Source organism: Nocardia sp. NPDC051787, assembly GCF_040681325.1.
In the GTDB taxonomy this organism is placed as follows: Bacteria; Actinomycetota; Actinomycetes; order Mycobacteriales; family Mycobacteriaceae; genus Nocardia.
This window is the reverse complement of record NZ_JBFAYO010000058.1, coordinates 1-18,278: the sequence shown is the minus strand read 5'-3', so window position 1 is coordinate 18,278 and position 18,278 is coordinate 1. Positions and strand designations below refer to the sequence as shown.

Sequence of the window (18,278 nt, the reverse complement as noted above, 5' to 3'; positions counted from 1 at the left end):
GACGTGACCGCGTCCGTACCTGTCCGGCTGCGGCTGTTCAGCTCCGGCGACGAACACCTGTTCGTCCTCGTGGTGCACCATATTTCCGCCGACGGAGTGTCGCTCGGACCACTGGCCCGCGACTTGGTGACCGCCTACCTCGCCCGCACCGGCGGCGGTGCGCCGGACTGGTCGCCACTGCCGGTGCAGTACGCCGACTTCGCCCTCTGGCAGCACACCACCATCGGCTCCGACAGCGACCCGTCTTCCCCTGCGGCGCAACAGTTGTCGTATTGGCGCGACCAACTGGCCGGTCTGGCCGGACCGCTGCAGCTACCGACGGACCGTCCACGGCCCGCCACGCCATCGACCCGCGGCGCGTCGACCGCCGTCACCATCCCGGCCCCGATCCACGACCAGCTGACCCGGATCGCGCGTGACCACAACGCGACGTTGTTCATGGTGGTCCACGCCGCCCTCGCGGCGCTGCTCGGGCGGCTGTCCGGCGGCACCGACATCGTGATCGGCACCCCCATCGCCGGTCGCGGCGAACGAGCTCTGGACGATCTGGTCGGGATGTTCGTCAACACACTCGCCCTGCGCGTCGCAGTCGATCCCGCGGCAACCTTCCACGACCTGGTCGACCGCTCCAGGAAGACGGCTCTTTCGGCATTCACCAACGCCGACATACCTTTCGAACGAGTCGTCGAGGAAGCCGGTCTCCCGCGCAGCGCGGCGGCCGATCCGCTCATCCGCGTGATGCTGTCGTTCCAAGACCTCGAGCAGCCCACGCTGGAATTTCCGGACCTGACGGTCACCGCACTGGACACCGGCGAGATCACCGCGAAATTCGACCTGCAGGTCATCGTCGAACCGCGGGTCGCCGCCGACAACTCGCCCGACGAGATAGTGGTCGTATTCGCCTACGCCACCGACCTTTTCGACGAACCGACCGTACGCTCCTTCGTGTCGCGGTTCGAACGCATCCTCAACGCGGTCGCGGCCGAACCGTCGATAGCGGTGTGGGACATCGACATCCTCGACGCGCAAGAGGCCCGGCGGCTGACGGCCGCGGGTTCGGCCACCCTGCCACACGAGAACGAGTCGGCCACCATCGCCCTGCTGCCGGATCTACTGAGCGCCGCGGTGGAGGAGAACCCGGACGGAATCGCGGTGATCTTTGCCGACGAGTCCGAATCACTGGGCGAACTGGAGTACGCCGAACTCGACGAGCAGTCCACCCGATTGGCGCGGTCGCTGATCGCTCGGGGTATCGGGCCCGAAGACCTGGTAGCGGTGGGTATTCCCCGGTCGTTGGAGTCGGTGCTCGCGGTGTGGGCCATCGTGAAGACCGGCGCGGGCTTCGTAGCGGTCGACCCACACGATCCCCGCGATCGGGTCGCGCACATGGTGTCGGATTCGCGAGCGGTGCTCGGTCTGACTGTCGACGCGGTACGCGCCGACCTCCCCGGCGACGTCGAGTGGCTGGTCATCGACACCGCCGACTTCGCGGACGCACTCGACCGGCACTCCACCGACCCGATCACCGACCGGGATCGGACGCGACCGCTGCGTCCGGAGCACCTGGCCTACGTCATCTACACCTCCGGCTCCACGGGTGTACCGGAGGGTGCGGTGGTCACCCATGCCTGGCTGCCGAGTTTCTGCGCGGAGCAGCGCGAACGCTATCGCGTCACGAGTAGTTCGCGCACACTGCATTTCGCGTCACCGTCCTTCGACGCGTCGGTGCTGGAGTTGCTGCTGGCCGTCGGCGGCGCGGCGACGATGGTCGTGGTGGCGCCGACTGTCTGCGGCGGCGCCGACCTGACCGCGCTATTGCGGCGCGAGCGGGTGACCCACGCGTTCTTCACTCCCGCGGCGCTGGACTCGATGGATCCGGCCGGACTCGACCGGCTCCGCGTGGTGATCGCCGAGGGTGAGGCATGCCCGCCGGAGCTGCTGCGGCGCTGGGTACAGCCGATCGCCGGCAGACGGACCCGTGAGTTCTACAACGCCTACGGGCCCACCGAGACCACGATCATGACCAATATCAGCGTCGCTGTCTCCTGAGGGCGCCCGTGACGATCGGTGGGCCCGATCCGGGGCGTGCGCGCGCTGGTGCTGGACGGCAGGGTTGCGTCCGGTGACCGAAGGCATCACCGGGGAACTGTATCTCGGTGGCGACCAGCTCGCGCGCGGCCATCGCATGGTGCCTTCCCATGGTGGGCGGGACCCGGAGACGTCGGTGCGGGCAGGATGCCGGGATGAGGCCTTCGGTTGATGATGAGTCGCTGATCTTGGGGCTGATCAACGAGTTCTGGGTGGCGGTGGAGCGAGGGATTCCTCGCGAGATCGCAACATTGATGTGCGCTGAGGAAGCCGAGCAGTTCTTGGACAACGTGTCCGACCCCGACTGTGACGAGCCTGTCGAGCCGATTGGTGAGCCTGCTTTCGAGGTGGCAGGCATCCGCGTTTTCGGAGACTTCGCCCTCGCGCGAATAGTTCGCTCGCCTGACAACGTCGCTACTCTCTTTTTCCAGCACGAGGCCGGGATGTGGACGGTGTGCGCGGACGCTGATGAAGAGCTGTCGTTGGAACAGCTCGAGGACGATGTGTGGCCCGCGATGCCGGCGGATGCGACCAGACTGATGCGCACTGTGCATGAGCTGCGGCGCAAACCGATCGGACGTCTGACTGTCGAGGATGTTCGTTGTCTTCTGCAGCAGAACGAAGGCATCGATGTCCTATTGGCGCGTGCGTTGCACCAGTTGGAATGGAATCCGCTGGCTGGAGGCGATCTCTTTCCTGGTGACCTGCTGGTCGCGACGCTCCGAGTCGGCCACGAACACTGGGGGCAGGACCCCGTCGCGGTCACTCGCATTCGAAACGCCATCGACAAGGTCCGTGACCTGGGTGATTTGACCGAACACGGTGCACCGCACGAAGAAATCTGGAACCGCATTACAGATTTCCTGGCCGATCTGCCCGGCAACAACTAGCCGCCGAACAGATCGACCGACGTCTTCGGGTAGGAAGTCAGCTCTTGGTGGCGCGGGGGTATTCGACCCGGAACCCATACATGGCGGCTTCGGTGTCCAGCGCGATCCGGACACAAGTGTGGCGAGAGGGCCGAACCGGTCGAGTGTGAACTCGAACCCCACCGGTGGACGGGCAAAGGAGTTCGGAATTCTCCAGCCACAGAGCAGTTTCGAGTGGAGCTGAGCAATTCGCGACCGAGCCGGCTACTGGGCGGGCACGATCGGTGTGCGCCCTCCAGGGCCTGGCGCGGGCGGAACCAGCGCGCCAGCAGGCGTATTCGTGCTGGGTGTCGACCGGGCAGGTGGGGGAGCCAGCATCTGCAGTGGGAGCGGTGGCTGCGATTGCGCAGGCCCGCCTCGCGACTGCGGGGCGTTGTCGCAGGCCGGAGGTCTTGCCGCGCCGGGTGCTTCGCACGTCGACGGCGGATCGGCCGGAACGATGGGTTCGGCGGAGGCGGTGGCCGCGGCGATGATCAGCGATACCGACGCACTGGCCGGCGCGATCCAACGCCGCCATCCGCGCAGCCCGATCACAGCCATATCGGGTCACCGTAAACCGCGACCGAATTGTCAGCTGTGGCTGTGGATATCGATACGATCGCGAACGAACGCAGGCTGACCGCGCCCGCGCACGCATCGATCTTGATCTGCACCTGATCGACGGAGATGGAACCATGCGCCCCGGCCAGCGTTTTCGTGCCGAGCGTGATGGTGCTGATGGTGCCGGGCTTGATGGTTGTCGACATGTTCGGCAGGGCCAGCGCGCTGCCGCCGACCGCGAGGCCGGGTGAGGGGGCGATGGTCACCATGGCGTTGGGGCCGATCGCCGCGGAGATTCCCACGGTCAGGCCGTTGGAGACATCGGCTTGGCAGCCGATCTGGTATCCCAGCTGCAATGTCCCCGAGTTCACCGCCTCCCGGCCCTCGCCACTGATATCGGCTGCTGCCGACAACGTGACGAACCCTTCCCGGGTGAATGGTGTCGCGGCCAGATTGGGCACAGGTTGCACGTCTTCGGCGGTCTTGCTGATCCGCAACTCCCAGCCGTCCTCGGTGCCGACGACGCGAGATTTGTCCGCCATTTGGTCAGCGGTCGCGGTGGCGGCAGTCATGCCGAACGCCGCGGTTGCAGCGATGCCGAGCATCGCTTTCATCGAGCCCTTCAACGAAATCCTTAGTGCTAGTAACAGTCTGAGGTCATAGTACGGTCTCCGCCGCGCTACAGCCCCGCACAGAGAAATCAGCGATGTGAGGTACGGCCCCTGCGGGACCGGCCGAGCCGGGGCAACAGCGGAGCTATCGTGCGATGGCGGGCGCAGCCTGCCCAGACGCCCACACCGTAGGCGAGATCGTCCAGGACCCGCAGCAACGCCGCGCGCGGCCCCGGCCCTCTGCAGAGGGCGCTGACGACCGGAGCCAGCCAGGCGGCGGCGAGCAAGGCCCGGCCGCGTCGAGTCGGTAGGGCAACCGGCCACCACACGCGCCGCAGCGCGTCGGCGACCTGGCGGATGAGCCCGAACTGGCCGGAGACCGTCACGTCGGCGACCGCTCGGGCCGGTATGCCGCGTCGGTGCAGCCGGCGCGCGCGCAGTGCCGCGGCGATGATCGCGGGTGCCGCGCCGACCAGCGGATGACCGGCGATGGCCACGACACACTGTGCGGCGTAGTCGCGCGGTAGGTGGGCACAATGCAGCATCCCTGGATGTCGCTGCGCCAGCGCGGCGGCGGACGTGCCGTAGTGGTACCGCTGGCGCAGCCACGCCGTCACGGTGGTGCGGGGCTTGTGCCGGACCACCGCAGCGGGTTGGTAGCGAACGGTATGGCCTGCGGCGACCAGTCGCCACACCAGGTCCACGTCCTCGCCGTAGCGCAGGTCTTCATCGAATCCGCCGAGGGAAACCAGGGCATCACGGCGCACGACCAACGCGGCGGACGGTACATACCGCACCCGGCCGTCGGGTCGCACGGCGGACGGTTCGGGTCCCATGTCCAGACAGGAACGCCACGCTTCGTACGCGCCGACGGGTCCGGTGGCCAGCGACCGGACCCGGGGTGCGACCGCAGCGACCGCCGGGTCGTCGAACAGTGGCAGTACGTGGTCCAGCCACGCGGGATCCGGGACGGTGTCCGAATCGAGGAAGGCGACCAGCGGGGTGCGTGCGCGGCGCCACCCGGCATTCCTGGCAGCGGCGGGACCCCGCGCGACGCTATGGCGGACAGCCGCTTTCACTACTGGCGTAGCGGAGCCGTCGTCGACGACGATGCGATCGGCGACATCGCCGATTGCGGCCAGCAGCCGCTCCAGTCCATCGGGATCGTCTTTGACCGGGACGACAACGGTCACCTCGGCGTTCGTGAACGTCCCCCGGTCTGCCACCGGATGCACGAGTCCGGCATCCAGCAGGCGGCGGGCCAGGGCCTGTTCTCGCGGATCGGCTGCGACCGGTGCGCCCGCGAGCCATGCGTCCACTCGCTGAACGCCGCTGGACCCGAGTACGAGCAGCCGGGCCGGTGATCCGCCGAGCAGTATCCGCCCGTCACGGAACCGTCGTGTCCGCGCGTCGAGGTGCAATCGAATGCCCACGCCGACGCTGGACACACCGTCGGCTCGGGCGGTGGGCTCGGGCGCATCCCGCGTTCGCAGACGGGCGGGTCTCATGGCACCAGATTTCGTCGCGTGGATCGGCTCCGCGGTTCTGGTCAGCGCAGCCCGGCCAAGGGGCTGGTGTCGCAGGCGCGATCGGGTTTGGTGCTGGTGGCGCGGGTCGAGGGTATCCCGAGTCCAACCGGGCGGGGAGCCGCGACCCGGGAGTGGTCTTTGTCTGGATGTGGCCGCGTGCCGACGGCGGCGAGTGCGAATTCGGCGTTGCCCTTGACGCATTCGGGGTCGGGGCCGTCCAGGGGCAGGCCGGTGAAGAATTTCGCGGCCATGCAGCCGCCCTGGCAGGCGTCGTAGGCCGAACACGAGGTGCACGCGCCGCCGGTCTGCGGCTGTCGCAGCCGGGTGAACAGTTCCGAAGTGCGCCAGACGCTTTCGAATCCACCCGGGTCTCGGACGTTTCCGGCGAGGAACTGGTCGTGGATGGCGAACGGGCAGGCGTACACGTCGCCGATCGGGTCGATCAGGCACACCACCCGGCCGGCGCCGCACAGGTTCAACCCGGGCAGCGGGGTGGAGCCGAGCGCGTTGAGATGGAAGAACGAATCGCCGGTCAGCACCTTCTCGCCGTTGGCGACCAGCCAGTCGTAGATCTGCAACTGCTGGTCGGTGGTGGGGTGCAGGTCGTTCCACACGTCGGCGCCGCGCCCGGACGGCCGCAGCCGGGTGATGCGCAGCTGCGCGCCGAATCGGTCGGCGATGGCCTTGAATTCGTCGAGCTGGGCCACGTTGTGGCGGGTCATCACGACCGAGATCTTGAAGCCGGCGAATCCGGCGTCGGCCAGGTTCGTCATGGCACGGTATGCCATATCGAAGGAGCCCGGGCCGCGGACCGCGTCGTTCACCTCCGCGGTCGCGCCGTCGAGGGAGATCTGCACGTCCACGTAGTCGGTGGCGGCCAGTCGCCGGGCACGCTCGGGGGTGAGGCGAACTCCGTTGGTGGAGAACTTGACTCCGACGTTGTGTGCGACGGAATAGTCGAGCAGTTCCCAGAAGTCCGGCCGCACGGTCGGTTCGCCGCCGCCGATATTGACGTAGAACACCTGCATCCGCTGCAGCTCGTCGATGACCGCCTTGGCCTCGGCGGTGGACAGCTCACCCGGGTCGCGCCGACCGGAGGACGACAGGCAATGGGCGCACGCGAGGTTGCACGCGTAAGTCAGCTCCCAGGTCAGGCAGATCGGGGCGTCCAGGCCGTGCTTGAAATGTTCGACCAGTTTCATCGTTCGATCCTGTTCGCGGGTCGGTCGGTGGGCCGGGGCACGATGGTGGCGGCCTCGGCCAGCCCGGCGAGGGCGCCGAGATAGCGGGTGTACTCGGCCGGCGGGACCTCGGCCGCGGCGAGCGCCGCGGTCACGTCGGGCTGGTCGGCCAGCTCTCGTACCACGGCGACCAGCAGCGGTGTCTTGAGGAACGAGAGCCGACGGGTGGCGTAGTCGTAGACCAGCGCGCCGAACGGCTCGGGACGTAGCGTCACCGACGCCGCCAGCGCGTACGGCCGGGCCGGGTCGAATACCGTAGCGCCCCTGGTGGGCGCGTCAGTAGACACCGCACATGCCATCGATCGAGACCTCCTCGACCAGCAGATCCTCCTCTATCACGGCGTCGTCGGCGCGGTTCACGGTCCGCTCGGTTGTGGGTTGGCTCACGGCGTCCTCCATCGGTTTCGACAACTGCGTCTGCGTGACTGAGAGAATAATGACACCAGATGTCAAAATGGAAGGGGCAATGAGTGAACAGCGCTCCAAATCAGTCGTGGCGGAGGTAGAGCTGCGGCTCGCAGATAAGGCGGTCGACGAGATTGCGCTGGCGTCCCTCGCCGGTGTGCCATAGCCCGAGTGGTTCTGTGGTGGCATCTGGATGGAAGCCGCGACGGCCGCGGCGCTGGACGCCGCCGTCGGCTGACCCGTGGAATCCACGAGCTCGCCGACGAGGGCGGTCCCTGTGCCGCGGCCGTCGCGCTGTCGCCGCTCGACAGGAGAGCCGAGCATGCTCGTCCGAGCGGTCTTTCCGGCAGTCCTCGCCGGTTCAGTCCCCTGGGGGCTCGGTGAAGCGCTGCAGGTACAGCGACTCGCCCAGCTTCTCCATCAGGTCGAGTTCGGTCTCCAGGTAATCGACATGCTGCTCTTCGTCTTCGAGGATCTGTTCGAAGACGCGAGCCGAGGTGACGTCGCCGCGTGAACGCATCAGGTCGATGCCCCGTCGGAGCCGCTCGATCGCCTCCATCTCGATGTGCAGGTCGGCCCGCAGTTGCTCCGGCACGGTCTGTCCGATGCGCAGCGGGTTGAGTTTCTGGTAGTTCGGCAGGCCCTGGAGGAACAGAATTCGGTCGGTGAGGATCTCGGCGTGTTTCATCTCATCGATGGACTCGTGACGAGTGTGCCGGGCCAGCTTCGGGAGGCCCCAGTTCTCCTGCATTTTGGCATGCAGGAAGTACTGGTTGATCGCCGTGAGTTCGGCCGTGAGCTGCTCGTTGAGCAGCGTCAGGATATCCTGGTCGCCTTCCATGGGAGCGATCGTGGCACAGATCTCGCGTGGTGGCCGTCAGAGCGCCGGGTGTGTCGGATCATGCGGCCGATGGCTCGGCTCCGGACGAGGCCCGGGCGTGTCCGATCACCTCCGCCAGCCGCGACGTGCAGCTGCCGCATCCAGGTTTCCACCCGCATGCGTTCTTCACCTGCCTGATGGTGCTTGCGCCCGCCGAAACGCAGTCGTGCACGTCGGCTTCGGACACCGCGTTACAGATGCACACATACATGAAGCCTCACAGCACCACTGGCCTTTCAATGAGGTTAGCCTCTACTAACGAGGTAAGCCTGCCCTATGTATATCAGGTTGGCCGCCGCCTGTGAAACCCGGTGGGTGGGTGGACCTCGGTGCTCTACCGAGTTCCTGCTCGCCGTCCGCCTTGTGTGCACCATGGCAGCGATGGCCTGCTCGACGTCCTTTTCCTCGGCATGGCGAGGTCGGCGGAGCGGACCACCCACCTATGCCTCGTCGCACTCCGCGCCGAAGCGATGACGGTCAGTCTCGGGTGAAGACGCCGAGGTGATCGGTGTCGTAATACTCGAGCCTGAGCTTGCCGCCGTCGAAGGTCGCCTGGGAGATCGTGCCCGGGTTGGCGTTCTCGCCGGGCGGGGTGAAGACGAAGGTGTCGCCGCTCCAATGTTTCAGCGGGAAGGTCATATTCTTCGGCCCCAGGGTGAGGGTCAGGGAATCGCCGGTGATGCTGACCGTCGCCGGTCCGTAGTAGGCGTTGTCATAGGTGCCCGCGTAACTCGGCAGCGGTCGCGCCGGAACCGGATCCGACGGCGGCTGTTTGCCGACCAGTGCGCCCGACGGCGCGCCGAGCGGTTGGAATGCCGTCTTGTACAACGTGCGCCAGTCCTGCTGGATCCTCCCGAATTGGACCAGGTCGGCGAACTCGGCATTCAGCGTTTCCGGCACGCCGATCGGCGACGCGTTGGTCAACGTCACGATGCCGACGTCGGCGGACGGGATCAAGGTGAACGCGGTTCCCGCCCCGAGGCCGAACGCTCCGGAATGACCGAGGGTCACCCGGCCGGCGGCGGAGTCGCTGACGTTGAAGCCGAACCCGTAGAACCCGGTGCGCGCGTCCGGCGTTCTCGGGGGCGACGACACCACCTGCGGGGAGATGGCGGGCAGCAGATCTTCCGGGGGCACGAGCATCGAGCCGCCCGCGGAACCGTTCGCCAGCACCATCGCCATCCATTTGCCCAGGTCGGCGACGGACGAGCTGACCCCGCCCGCCGGAGACTGCGCGTCCGGCTGGCGCGGCGGGTTCGCCACCGCGTACTTGCCGCCGACCAGGACGTGCCCCTCGGCGCGGTTGGCGCGGGCGATGAAGTCGGCGTAGCGCGAGCTGGTCGAATCCATCCCGAGCGGATCATAGATGGTCTGCTCCGACAACGTCTCCCAGTCGGTGTCCGCGGCCGAGGCCACGGCGGCGGCGGCCGCGGTCAAGCCGAAATTGGTGTACTCGTAGGAGTCCCGGAAGGCGCCCAACGGCAGCAGTCGCAGCCGGTCGAGCACTTGCTGACGGTCGTAACCGAGGTCTTCCAGCAGGTCACCCGCGTGGTCGGGCAGCCCCGAGCGGTGCGCGTACAGGTCCCCGATGGTGACGTGCTCGGTGACGTACGGATCGGCGAGCGCGAACGAAGGCAGCAACGTGCGTACCGGGGTGTCCCACTCGACGCCACCGGCGGCGATCCGGCGGGCGACGACCGTCGCGCCGATCGGCTTGGAAACCGACGCGAGCTGAAAAACCGTGTCCGCGTCCACCTTCTCCTCGGTGACGATGTTCCGGACACCGAAACCCTTGCTGTATATCACTTCTCCGCCGTGCACCACGGCGACCGCCATGCCGGGGATGCCGGAGGAGGCGAGCAGCCCTTCGGCGAGTTCGTCCAGTTCGGCCACCGCGTCGTCGATCCGGCCGTCCGGGATCGGCACTCCGGCGACCTGGTTGGGCATCGCCGAGTTGGATGGCGTGCCGCTTCCGGGGCGGGAGTCCCGTTCGTCGTCGCCGCATCCCGTTATGGCAAGAACGACGGCAGTCGCCATCGCCATGGGCCCGAGCAGTACGCGCCGGAGTGTGCTCACGGGTCGCCTCCTGGCTTTCGTAGCGACAAACGACCAGTTAAGGCTAGTTGAGGAGAGTTTGCTGCGCGGAGGGTCCGGGCGTCTCGTTCCCGATGGGTATCGGCCGGTCGGCCTATCGGCAGTTAGCTCCTCCCGCCGCTGCTGGGCGGGCGACCCGCGATGTGCGGATGACGTCCCCGAGGACGCCGCCGGGCGGGCTGCCGAAGGGCGGAATCGAGGCGTCTCGGCCGGGAACGCGTCGTGAGATGGGCGCCCGGTCGTGCGGACCGGCCGTCGCTGTCCTACCCTGCGGCCGGTGTCTCCCGGATCTCGACGATCGGAAGGACCAGCGCCGCAGGCGAACTCGCCGGAACCGCCGGCTCGACCGGCGCGACCGGGGCGATCCGCCGATATCCCGCGCCCACCGGGGGCCGCGTGTCCACCTCGCCCTTGTTCGGCCAGTACGCCGCCGCCCGCTCGGCCTGTGCGGTGATGGTCAACGAGGGGTTCACACCCAGATTTGCCGAGACTGCCGCACCGTCCACCACGCTGAGCGTGGGGTAGCCGTACACGCGGTGGTAGCCATCGATCACGCCGTGCTCGGCGTCGGCGCCGATCACCGCGCCGCCGAGGAAGTGGGCCGTGAGCGGGATGTTGACGATCTCACCCCAGCTGCCGCCGGGGATGCCGCCGATCCTCTCGGCGACCCGCCTGGTCACGTCGTTACCGACGGGAATCCAGGTCGGATTGGGCTCGCCGTGTCCCTGCTTGCTGGTGAGTTTGCGCCCGAACAGTCCGCGCTTGGTGTAAGTGGTGATCGAATTGTCCAGATGCTGCATGACCAGCGAGATGATGGTGCGCTCGCTCCAGTTCTTGGTGCTCAGGAAGCTGAGCAGGTCCATCGGATGCCGCAGCACCATGCCGAGGAAGCGCAGCCAGCGCGGGATGCGGCCGCCGCCGTCGACCATGAGCGTCTGTAGCAGTCCCATGGAGTTGGAGCCCTTGCCGTAACGGACCGGCTCGATGTGGGTGTCGGGAGTGGGGTGGATCGAGGACGTGATCGCGACACCCTTGGTGAAGTCGACGCCAGGAGCGACCTTCTTGGTCGCCGCGCCGACGATCGACTCGGAGTTGGTGCGCGTCAGCACGCCGAGCCGGTCCGACAGATTCGGCAGCACACCCTTGTCGCGCATCGCGAACAGCAGCTTCTGCGTGCCGCGCGTTCCGGCGGCGAGTACTACGTGCGCCGCGGTGAACGTCTGCGCGTTCTTGCGCACCCACGCGCCAGTGCGGACGGTGGACACGTCCCAGGTCCCGTCGGGGTGCGGCCGGATCGCGGTGACCGTCGTCATCGGAATGACCTCGGCCCCGGCCTTCTCGGCAAGGTATAGGTAGTTCTTGACCAAGGTGTTCTTCGCGCCGTACTTGCAGCCCACCATGCAGTCACCGCATTCGACGCAGCCGGTGCGGTCGGGGCCGACACCGCCGAAATACGGGTCGGGCACGGTCTTGCCCGGTTCACCGAAGAACACGCCCACCGGCGTCTGCACGAACGTGTCGCCGACTCCCATGTCGTCGGCGACGGACTTGAAGACCTCGTCGGCGGGCGTCATGTGCGGATTGCGCACCACGCCGAGCATCTTCTGCGCCCGCTCGTAGTACGGGGTCAGCTCCTCGCGCCAGTCGGTGATGTCGCGCCACTGGGCGTCCCGGAAGAACGGCTCCGGCGGCACGTACAGGGTGTTCGCGTAGTTCAGCGAGCCGCCGCCGACACCGGCGCCGCCGAGGATGAGGACGTTGCGCAGCGGATGGATGCGCTGGATGCCGTAGCAGCCGAGCGCGGGCGCCCAGAGGAACTTCTTCAGCTCCCAGCTGGTCTTGGGCAGCTCGTCGTCGGCGAAGCGACGGCCCGCCTCCAGCACGCCGACCTTGTATCCCTTCTCCACCAGCCGGAGCGCGGTGACGCTGCCGCCGAACCCCGAACCGACGATCAGCACGTCGAAATCCGTCGTCCGCTGGTCCATGTGGAACTCCTCATCGTGTCGCCAGTGACAGGGCTAACACTACTCCCGGGTAAGTAACGGTTCGCAAGTCGACCAGGACTACTCCGCCCGCTGCCTAGAGCGGTGCGAATACGCCCATCGCCAGCGTTAGAAGAGCAATGCTCTCAATAGTTGACATTGCTCTCTCGGGCGAGCATGGTTTCTGCTATGCCGACGACACCCCGCGCCCGCGCCAGGGCTCAGACCATGAACGACATCGTCCGGATCGGGCGCGAACACCTGGCGACCGATGGCGCGGCCGCACTCTCCCTGCGCGCTGTGGCGCGCGACCTCGGGGTGGTTTCCTCGGCCGTCTACCGCTACGTCCGCAGTCGCGACGAACTGCTCACCCTGCTCGTGGTGGACGGCTACAACGCACTCGGCGACGCAGTGGACGCCGCGCTGGCCGACGCCGCGGAGGATCCGGTCGACCGGCTGCGCGTCCTCGGCCGCACCGTGCGCGGCTGGGCGCTGACCGAACCGGCGCACTACGGTTTGCTGTTCGGCACACCGGTGCCCGGCTACGACGCGCCCGCGGCGGAGACCGCCGCGCCAGGTACGCGGGTGATCGCCACCATGCAAACCCTGTTCGCCCGCGCCTACGCGGCGGGCAAGCTCGCGGCGCCGAGCCGGGAGCCGCGCGTATCCGGCCCGCTAGCAGGCAGTTTCGCGCGGATCCGGGCCGAGTTCCAGCTCGAGCTGCCCGACTGGCTGGTGGTTCGCGGCGTGACGTTCTGGGTCGGCTTGTTCGGCGCGGTGAGCGCGGACGTCTTCGACATGTACGGTCGCGAGACTTTCGCCGACCGCGACGAATTGTTCGAGTACCAACTCGATGCGCTGCTGGATATGCTCGGTTACCGCGGCTGACCCGCCCTGCGTGCGGGGAAGCCCCGACCGACCGATCGCCGGGTGACGCATCCCGGACAACGAGGACCGAGCGCGATCTCGAATCGGGCTATGTTGCGATGGAACGCGTGACGGATCACGACGAACGACTACTTCCCTCGCCGGGACCGCGTGCCCCGCTCGCTTGGGCACACCGGATCGGCGCACGGATTCCGCTGGTCAACGCGCCGATGGGCGCAGTGGCGGGCGGACGGCTCGCCGCGGCGGTGACCGCCGCGGGCGGCCTCGGCATGATCGGGATGGGCAGCGCCGGATCGGTCGCGGCGCTGGAACGGGAACTGCCGCATGTCCGCGGCATCGACGGCCCGTTCGGCATCGGCCTGGTCGACTGGGTGGTCGCCGCGGAGCCCGAATTGCTGGAGGTCGCGATCGCGGCGCGGCCCGCGTTGATCTCGGTGAGTTTCGGCACCGACCTCGGCTGGGCCACCCGCGTCACGGACGCGGGGATCGTCGCCGCAACGCAGGTGTACAGCGCGCAGGACGCGCGGCGTGCGCAGGACGCGGGTGTCGGCGTCCTGGTGGCCCGCGGTGTGGAAGGCGGTGGTCATGGCGCCGTGACCGCGACGCTGCTGCCACTCCTGGAAGCGGTGCTGAACGCCGCGTCGGTTCCAGTGCTCGCGGCGGGCGGAATCGGCGCATCGTCGAGCTTGGCGGCCGTGCTGCGAGCGGGCGCGACCGGAGCATGGCTGGGCACCTGCCTCGCGGCCTGCGCGGAATCGTTGCTGTCGGAGCCGGACCGGCGAGCGCTACTCGCCGCACGTGGCGAGGACACCGTCCTGACCCGCGCGTACGACGTGGGGATGGAATTGCCTTGGCCCGCACGCTTTCCCGCGCGGGTGCTGCGAACCGAGTTCACCGATCGGTGGACCGGCCGGGAGGACGAGCTCGCCGCGGATCGGTCCGCCCGAGCGGCGCTGGCCGCCGCGATCGCCGCGGACGATCCGGCGGTGACGCCGATCGACGCGGGGCAGGGCGTTGGTCTGATCACCACGGTGGAACCCGCCGCGCGGGTGCTCCATCGGCTTTGGTCGGGCGCGACCGCGCACCTCGCGGACGGACCGGTCGATGGCTAGCCCGGCGGGTTCAGTCCTCGCTGCTCACGCGGTCGCCGACGAAGTGGATCAGGCCGGGGTCGGCGGAGGTCAGCCGGTCGACCTCCTCGCCGCCGGTGCACGGGAAGAGCGCGACGGTGACCGTACCCGAGCGACGGCCGACCACCCGCCAGACCCCGCCTGAGTCGTGCCAGCGGCGCAGGACCGTGACGGGATCGTCGGTCATCCTCTGCTTCCTCTCGGTGGCGCTATTGCTCACGAACATGTCACCGCGGGACGGCGACGGGGTCGACACAGCTGGCGGGTACGTCGACCAATGAGCAATCCTTCGGCGCGCGGGTGGGCCGATAGTCGGGTGCGACGCCGCCGGACCGGGTGATGGCCGAATATGCCGGTACCGCGTCGGTCGGCTTGCGGGTCAACGCGGGATCGGTCAGCACGTCGACGGTATAGAGTCCGAAACGCGGTGTGTAGGAACCCCATTCGTAATTGTCGGTGAGGCTCCAGTAGTTGTAGCCGATCAGGTTCATGCCGTCGGCCTTGGCGCGCTGGAGCCAGTAGACGGTGTCGCGGAGCGAGTCGGCGCGGCCGTATCCATCCGCGCGCGGCCTGCCGTTCTCTGTGGGCATGCCGTTCTCGACGATGTAGAGCGGCTTGCCGGGGAACTGGCGCGAATAGTGTTGCAGCGCATAGTAGATGCCCTCCGGCTGCAGAGGGTTCTTCCACAGCTCCGTGAAGTTCATTATGCCGGTGATGCTGTCGGGGGACAGGCCGTAGTAGTAATCGATGCCGATGTAATCGAGTTTGGTGCCGATCTTGTCGACCAGCGGCTTGTTCACCACGTCCTCGCCGCCGGGTATGTAGGCGACGTTGCTGGTTACCATCGCATTCGGTTGCGCGCGGTGAATGTAGTCGTAGATGCTGTTGTGCGCCTGGGCGATTCGGTCCTGCATGGCGGGCACGGAGGTCGGCGTGATTCCGCCGTGGCGCAGCTCGTTCACCACATAGAACGTGGGCTCGTTGAACGTCACCCACAGTGGGTCGTACGAGGCGTAGCGGTCCACGACGGCACGCGCGTTGGCCAGCCAATCCGCCACGATGCCCGGGTTGTTCCATCCGCCGCGGTCGACGGCCCAGCCCGGATACACCCAGTGATCGATGGTGAGCATCGGTCGCATGCCTGCGGCAGTGATAGCGGCGACCACATTGTCGTAGAACGTCAGCCCGTGCGGGTCCCACCTGCCGGGCTCGGGCTGCAGGCGGGCCCACTCGATGCCGACCCGATAGACCTTGACGCCCAGATCGGCCGCCAGGGCGATATCCGACCGGTAGCGCGTGTAGAAGTCGATCGAATCCAGATACGGGTCAGGCGTTTTCCCGGACGCGACGTAGCGGGACCAGTTGCTGTCGGGGGCGTGACCCTCCGATTGGTATCCCGACGCGGCGACGCCCCAGAGGAAGTCCGGGTCCATCGGCGCTACATGAGCCGGTGGCGTCGGCCGCGCGGAGGCATGGGTGGTGGTCCCGATGAGTGCCGCGGTAACTGCCGCGAGCGCGGCCACGACGTGGCGGCGGCGGTGTGATCGCATCGAACTCCTGTTCCGAGATGGGTGACGGGTGCTCGTGGACCTCCGGTGCGGGGGACCGGGCGGGGTGGGTACCACGGGGAACAGGGTAACTGGTCAATTGTCCGTTTTTGTCGAAGTGGGGGAGAGGAGTTGTGCGGACGCCCCTGTCTCTCGGGGTGGGGAAGAGGTGCGACTTCGGGGCAAGCGCGCTGCAAGCATCGCGAAGGGGCGCGCCAACGACGACAATCATCGGATAAGCATGATGTTACGTAGATATGCGCATCTAACTATATAAATTAACAACCACCCCGCCAGACCCGACAAACCTTACGAACAAACAAATCAGCAAGTAGGGGAGGGACAGGGCGCGCGGTCCAACGCACGGCTCGGCAACGCATGGCGGAGCGGATGCTCCGTGTGAGATGCCCCTCGGTCCCGGCTCGTCGATTCCCCCCACACCAGGGCCGTGTGAGGATTCGAGCATGGTCTCGAATCCGCTGCCGCCGCTGGCGCGGTGGCTCGCCCGGCGGCGCTGGGTGATGCGCTGGGCGCCGGTCGTGCTGCGGGTGGAGCGGCTGATCCGCCGTGTCACTGAGGGCTTCGTCGTTCTCGGTTCGAACTGGGGCAGTCCGGAACATCCCGCCTGGTCGGCGAACCTGCGTGCCGCCGAGACTGCCTCGGCTCGGTGCAAAGGCGAGCAGTTCCTGGTCACGGTCCGTGAAATCACCGGCGTCGAGCGCAAACGGTTCTGGGACCTGGCGGTCGAGTTCTGGCCCGGCTATGCGATGGAGTGCGAACTCTCCGGCGGCCGCGTGTTTCGTATCTTCGAGCTGCGTCGTGTATCCGCTTGAACAACCGGCAGTCGAGCGGTGTGGGCCGGTGCCCCCGTAATCGCGATTTGTCGCTATCCGGAACCCAAATGACCGCGAGGCTCCAAGCGGCGCAACGGGGAGACCGGTGGCGCATCGAGTGGACGTCCGGTCGGCTCAGGCACGGCCTGCGGTCGTTTCCGGCGCGTGCGGTGCCATGTGCTCGTTTCGAGGTAGTAGGAGCGGTGTTGCCAGCAGGAGCAGACCGGCGATCGCGATCGCGGTGCGGAGACCAACGCTGTGGGCCAGGAGACCCCACAGGACCGTCAACGCCGCGACGCTCGCGTTGTTGGTGATCGACCAGGCGGAAAGCGTGCGGGCGATTCGGTCGGTCGGCGTCTGCTCGAGCCGGTAGGTGGCGAACACCGGATTGAACACGCCGATAGAGGTGACCAGACAGAACTGGAGGATGAGTACGAGGACGAGACCGCCTGTGCCCGGGGCGATAAGGGCCAGCCCGAGCGGCCAGCACACACGGAGGGTGCCGGCGGTGTACATGACCTTGTGCTGCCCGAACCGTGGCACGAGTCGACGGCTGAGATGTGCCCCGACGAGGCCGCCGAGGCACGGCGCTCCGAACGCGAGCCCGTACTGCCAGGTGGCGAACCCGAGGCGATCGAGCATGAGCAGGGCGAGCAGTGGTGCGGTGGACAGGATCAGTCCGTTGACGAGAATCGTGTGAAAGAACATCGGACGCAGGGCCGGATCGGTCAGGATGCAGCGCCATCCTTCGACCAGATCATCGACACGTTGTGCCTGGGTTCGTCTGGGAGGGTGTTCCATTCCGCGGATCGCTCGAATCCCTGTGGCGGACAGCAGGAAGCTGATCGCGTTGGCGATCACGGCTGTCACCGGCCCGAACAGCCCGACCGCGGCTCCGCCGATCGGTGGTCCCAGCGCGGTGGCGGTCCACGTGGTGGACTCGAACCGGCCGTTCGCGACGAGCAGGTCCTCCGGCCGAACGAGCGCTTTCAGATAGGCGCCACTGGCCGCCTTGAAGGCGATATCGGCCGCGGCCACCACGCCCGACACGATCAGCAGCTGGATGAAGGTGAGCCTGCCGAGTGCGTAGGTGGCCGGGATGCTGAGCAAGGCCGCGCACCGGGTGAGGTCCATGATGACCATGACCGGCCGCTTGCGGCGGAACTCGACCCAGGGACCGAGCGGTACGGCAACCACGGCTCCTACCGCGAGGCCTGCGGCGGCCAGCGCCGACACCTGGGCCGGGCCGGCGTGCAGGACGAGGATCGCGATCAAGGTGAACGCGTCGAAGGCGAACCAGGTACCGAGGGTGCTGACGGCGTATGCGGCCCAGAGCCATCCGAAAGGCCTACCCAACGACTTGCTTTTGGCCATGCTCCGAGGACTCCTGGTTGTCTCGATCGAACGCCGGTATCGACCCGTGAGCAAAGCGGTCGGCGGACGGCCGGTCAAACAACCATCCGGGAGCGGACCACAACCATGCGTTTGAGGTGCCCGGAGGGTCTCGGACAGTGGCCCAAAGTAGGATTGGGTAACACTGAACGGAGTTGTTTGTGGCACAGAAGAAGTCGCGGCATTTCA

General features: G+C 67.4%; 17 protein-coding genes. 5 read left to right on the top strand and 12 right to left on the bottom strand.

Annotation, left to right across the window (positions count from 1 at the left end; genetic code table 11):
• Together AB0M45_RS33300 and AB0M45_RS33295 are read left to right on the top strand one after the other, a co-directional pair.
• On the top strand, positions 1 to 2,049 hold a 2,049-nt coding region (locus tag AB0M45_RS33300; RefSeq protein ID WP_364337370.1), incomplete at its 5' end, for a condensation domain-containing protein.
• Between the two features lie 194 nt (positions 2,050 to 2,243).
• Positions 2,244 to 2,978: a contact-dependent growth inhibition system immunity protein gene (locus AB0M45_RS33295; protein ID WP_364337368.1), complete on the top strand. Its 735-nt coding sequence runs from the start codon at positions 2,244 to 2,246 to the stop codon at positions 2,976 to 2,978.
• Positions 2,979 to 3,547: 569 nt separating this feature from the next.
• On the opposite strand, the gene AB0M45_RS33290 is transcribed toward AB0M45_RS33295, so the two are convergent.
• The 9 genes from AB0M45_RS33290 to AB0M45_RS33250 all read right to left on the bottom strand — a co-directional run bounded on the left by AB0M45_RS33290 (position 3,548) and on the right by AB0M45_RS33250 (position 12,302).
• Positions 3,548 to 4,183, bottom strand: coding sequence for an MspA family porin (locus tag AB0M45_RS33290; RefSeq protein WP_364337366.1), 636 nt, complete (start codon positions 4,181 to 4,183; stop codon positions 3,548 to 3,550).
• A 74-nt stretch (positions 4,184 to 4,257) separates the two neighbouring features.
• Positions 4,258 to 5,676 (bottom strand): mycofactocin biosynthesis glycosyltransferase MftF, encoded by a 1,419-nt coding sequence (mftF, locus tag AB0M45_RS33285; RefSeq protein WP_364337364.1) that lies wholly within the window; start codon positions 5,674 to 5,676, stop codon positions 4,258 to 4,260.
• A 41-nt stretch (positions 5,677 to 5,717) separates the two neighbouring features.
• Positions 5,718 to 6,899, bottom strand: a complete 1,182-nt coding sequence (mftC, locus tag AB0M45_RS33280) for a mycofactocin radical SAM maturase (RefSeq protein WP_364337362.1) — start codon at positions 6,897 to 6,899, stop codon at positions 5,718 to 5,720.
• On the bottom strand, positions 6,896 to 7,225 hold the full coding sequence (gene mftB / locus AB0M45_RS33275; protein WP_364337360.1) for a mycofactocin biosynthesis chaperone MftB: 330 nt from the start codon (positions 7,223 to 7,225) through the stop codon (positions 6,896 to 6,898). The genes mftC and mftB overlap by 4 nt, the downstream gene beginning before the upstream one ends.
• Positions 7,215 to 7,325 carry a mycofactocin precursor MftA gene (gene mftA / locus AB0M45_RS33270; RefSeq protein ID WP_364337358.1) on the bottom strand — a complete coding sequence of 37 codons (111 nt, stop codon included), beginning with the start codon at positions 7,323 to 7,325 and terminating at the stop codon, positions 7,215 to 7,217. The genes mftB and mftA overlap by 11 nt, the downstream gene beginning before the upstream one ends.
• Before the next feature lie 379 nt (positions 7,326 to 7,704).
• Entirely contained in the window at positions 7,705 to 8,184 is a 480-nt protein-coding gene (gene bfr / locus AB0M45_RS33265; protein WP_364337356.1) for a bacterioferritin, read from the bottom strand.
• Positions 8,185 to 8,242: 58 nt separating this feature from the next.
• On the bottom strand, positions 8,243 to 8,434 hold the full coding sequence (locus tag AB0M45_RS33260; protein WP_364337354.1) for a (2Fe-2S)-binding protein: 192 nt from the start codon (positions 8,432 to 8,434) through the stop codon (positions 8,243 to 8,245).
• Positions 8,435 to 8,700: 266 nt separating this feature from the next.
• Entirely contained in the window at positions 8,701 to 10,266 is a 1,566-nt protein-coding gene (locus AB0M45_RS33255; RefSeq protein WP_364337374.1) for a serine hydrolase, read from the bottom strand.
• Between the two features lie 314 nt (positions 10,267 to 10,580).
• Positions 10,581 to 12,302 carry a GMC family oxidoreductase gene (locus tag AB0M45_RS33250; protein WP_364337352.1) on the bottom strand — a complete coding sequence of 574 codons (1,722 nt, stop codon included), beginning with the start codon at positions 12,300 to 12,302 and terminating at the stop codon, positions 10,581 to 10,583.
• Positions 12,303 to 12,488: 186 nt separating this feature from the next.
• On the opposite strand from AB0M45_RS33250, the gene AB0M45_RS33245 reads away from it, so the two are divergent.
• Positions 12,489 to 13,187 carry a WHG domain-containing protein gene (locus AB0M45_RS33245; RefSeq protein WP_364337350.1) on the top strand — a complete coding sequence of 233 codons (699 nt, stop codon included), beginning with the start codon at positions 12,489 to 12,491 and terminating at the stop codon, positions 13,185 to 13,187.
• 176 nt (positions 13,188 to 13,363) lie between these two features.
• Positions 13,364 to 14,299 (top strand): nitronate monooxygenase, encoded by a 936-nt coding sequence (locus AB0M45_RS33240; protein ID WP_364337372.1) that lies wholly within the window; start codon positions 13,364 to 13,366, stop codon positions 14,297 to 14,299.
• Positions 14,300 to 14,309: 10 nt separating this feature from the next.
• On the opposite strand, the gene AB0M45_RS33235 is transcribed toward AB0M45_RS33240, so the two are convergent.
• Positions 14,310 to 14,504, bottom strand: coding sequence for a hypothetical protein (locus AB0M45_RS33235; RefSeq protein ID WP_364337349.1), 195 nt, complete (start codon positions 14,502 to 14,504; stop codon positions 14,310 to 14,312).
• A gap of 40 nt (positions 14,505 to 14,544) precedes the next feature.
• Complete coding sequence (locus tag AB0M45_RS33230; protein ID WP_364337347.1) at positions 14,545 to 15,867, bottom strand: family 1 glycosylhydrolase; 1,323 nt, start codon at positions 15,865 to 15,867, stop codon at positions 14,545 to 14,547.
• Positions 15,868 to 16,328: 461 nt separating this feature from the next.
• Here AB0M45_RS33230 and AB0M45_RS33225 point away from each other — a divergent pair, with 461 nt between their 5' ends.
• Positions 16,329 to 16,697 carry a nitroreductase family deazaflavin-dependent oxidoreductase gene (locus AB0M45_RS33225; RefSeq protein WP_364337345.1) on the top strand — a complete coding sequence of 123 codons (369 nt, stop codon included), beginning with the start codon at positions 16,329 to 16,331 and terminating at the stop codon, positions 16,695 to 16,697.
• Positions 16,698 to 16,832: 135 nt separating this feature from the next.
• On the opposite strand, the gene AB0M45_RS33220 is transcribed toward AB0M45_RS33225, so the two are convergent.
• Positions 16,833 to 18,071, bottom strand: coding sequence for an MFS transporter (locus tag AB0M45_RS33220; RefSeq protein WP_364337343.1), 1,239 nt, complete (start codon positions 18,069 to 18,071; stop codon positions 16,833 to 16,835).
• Positions 18,072 to 18,278 lie beyond the last annotated feature (207 nt).

Bases quoted from the DNA above. Each gene is read 5' to 3' on its own strand.
- AB0M45_RS33295 (WP_364337368.1), top strand. From the start codon at position 2,244: ATGAGGCCTTCGGTTGATGATGAGTCGCTGATCTTGGGGCTGATCAAC.
- mftF (WP_364337364.1), bottom strand. From the start codon at position 5,676: ATGAGACCCGCCCGTCTGCGAACGCGGGATGCGCCCGAGCCCACCGCC.
- mftC (WP_364337362.1), bottom strand. From the start codon at position 6,899: ATGAAACTGGTCGAACATTTCAAGCACGGCCTGGACGCCCCGATCTGC.
- bfr (WP_364337356.1), bottom strand. From the start codon at position 8,184: ATGGAAGGCGACCAGGATATCCTGACGCTGCTCAACGAGCAGCTCACG.
- AB0M45_RS33260 (WP_364337354.1), bottom strand. From the start codon at position 8,434: ATGTATGTGTGCATCTGTAACGCGGTGTCCGAAGCCGACGTGCACGAC.
- AB0M45_RS33255 (WP_364337374.1), bottom strand. From the start codon at position 10,266: ATGGCGATGGCGACTGCCGTCGTTCTTGCCATAACGGGATGCGGCGAC.
- AB0M45_RS33250 (WP_364337352.1), bottom strand. From the start codon at position 12,302: ATGGACCAGCGGACGACGGATTTCGACGTGCTGATCGTCGGTTCGGGG.
- AB0M45_RS33245 (WP_364337350.1), top strand. From the start codon at position 12,489: ATGCCGACGACACCCCGCGCCCGCGCCAGGGCTCAGACCATGAACGAC.
- AB0M45_RS33235 (WP_364337349.1), bottom strand. From the start codon at position 14,504: ATGACCGACGATCCCGTCACGGTCCTGCGCCGCTGGCACGACTCAGGC.
- AB0M45_RS33230 (WP_364337347.1), bottom strand. From the start codon at position 15,867: ATGCGATCACACCGCCGCCGCCACGTCGTGGCCGCGCTCGCGGCAGTT.
- AB0M45_RS33225 (WP_364337345.1), top strand. From the start codon at position 16,329: ATGGTCTCGAATCCGCTGCCGCCGCTGGCGCGGTGGCTCGCCCGGCGG.
- AB0M45_RS33220 (WP_364337343.1), bottom strand. From the start codon at position 18,071: ATGGCCAAAAGCAAGTCGTTGGGTAGGCCTTTCGGATGGCTCTGGGCC.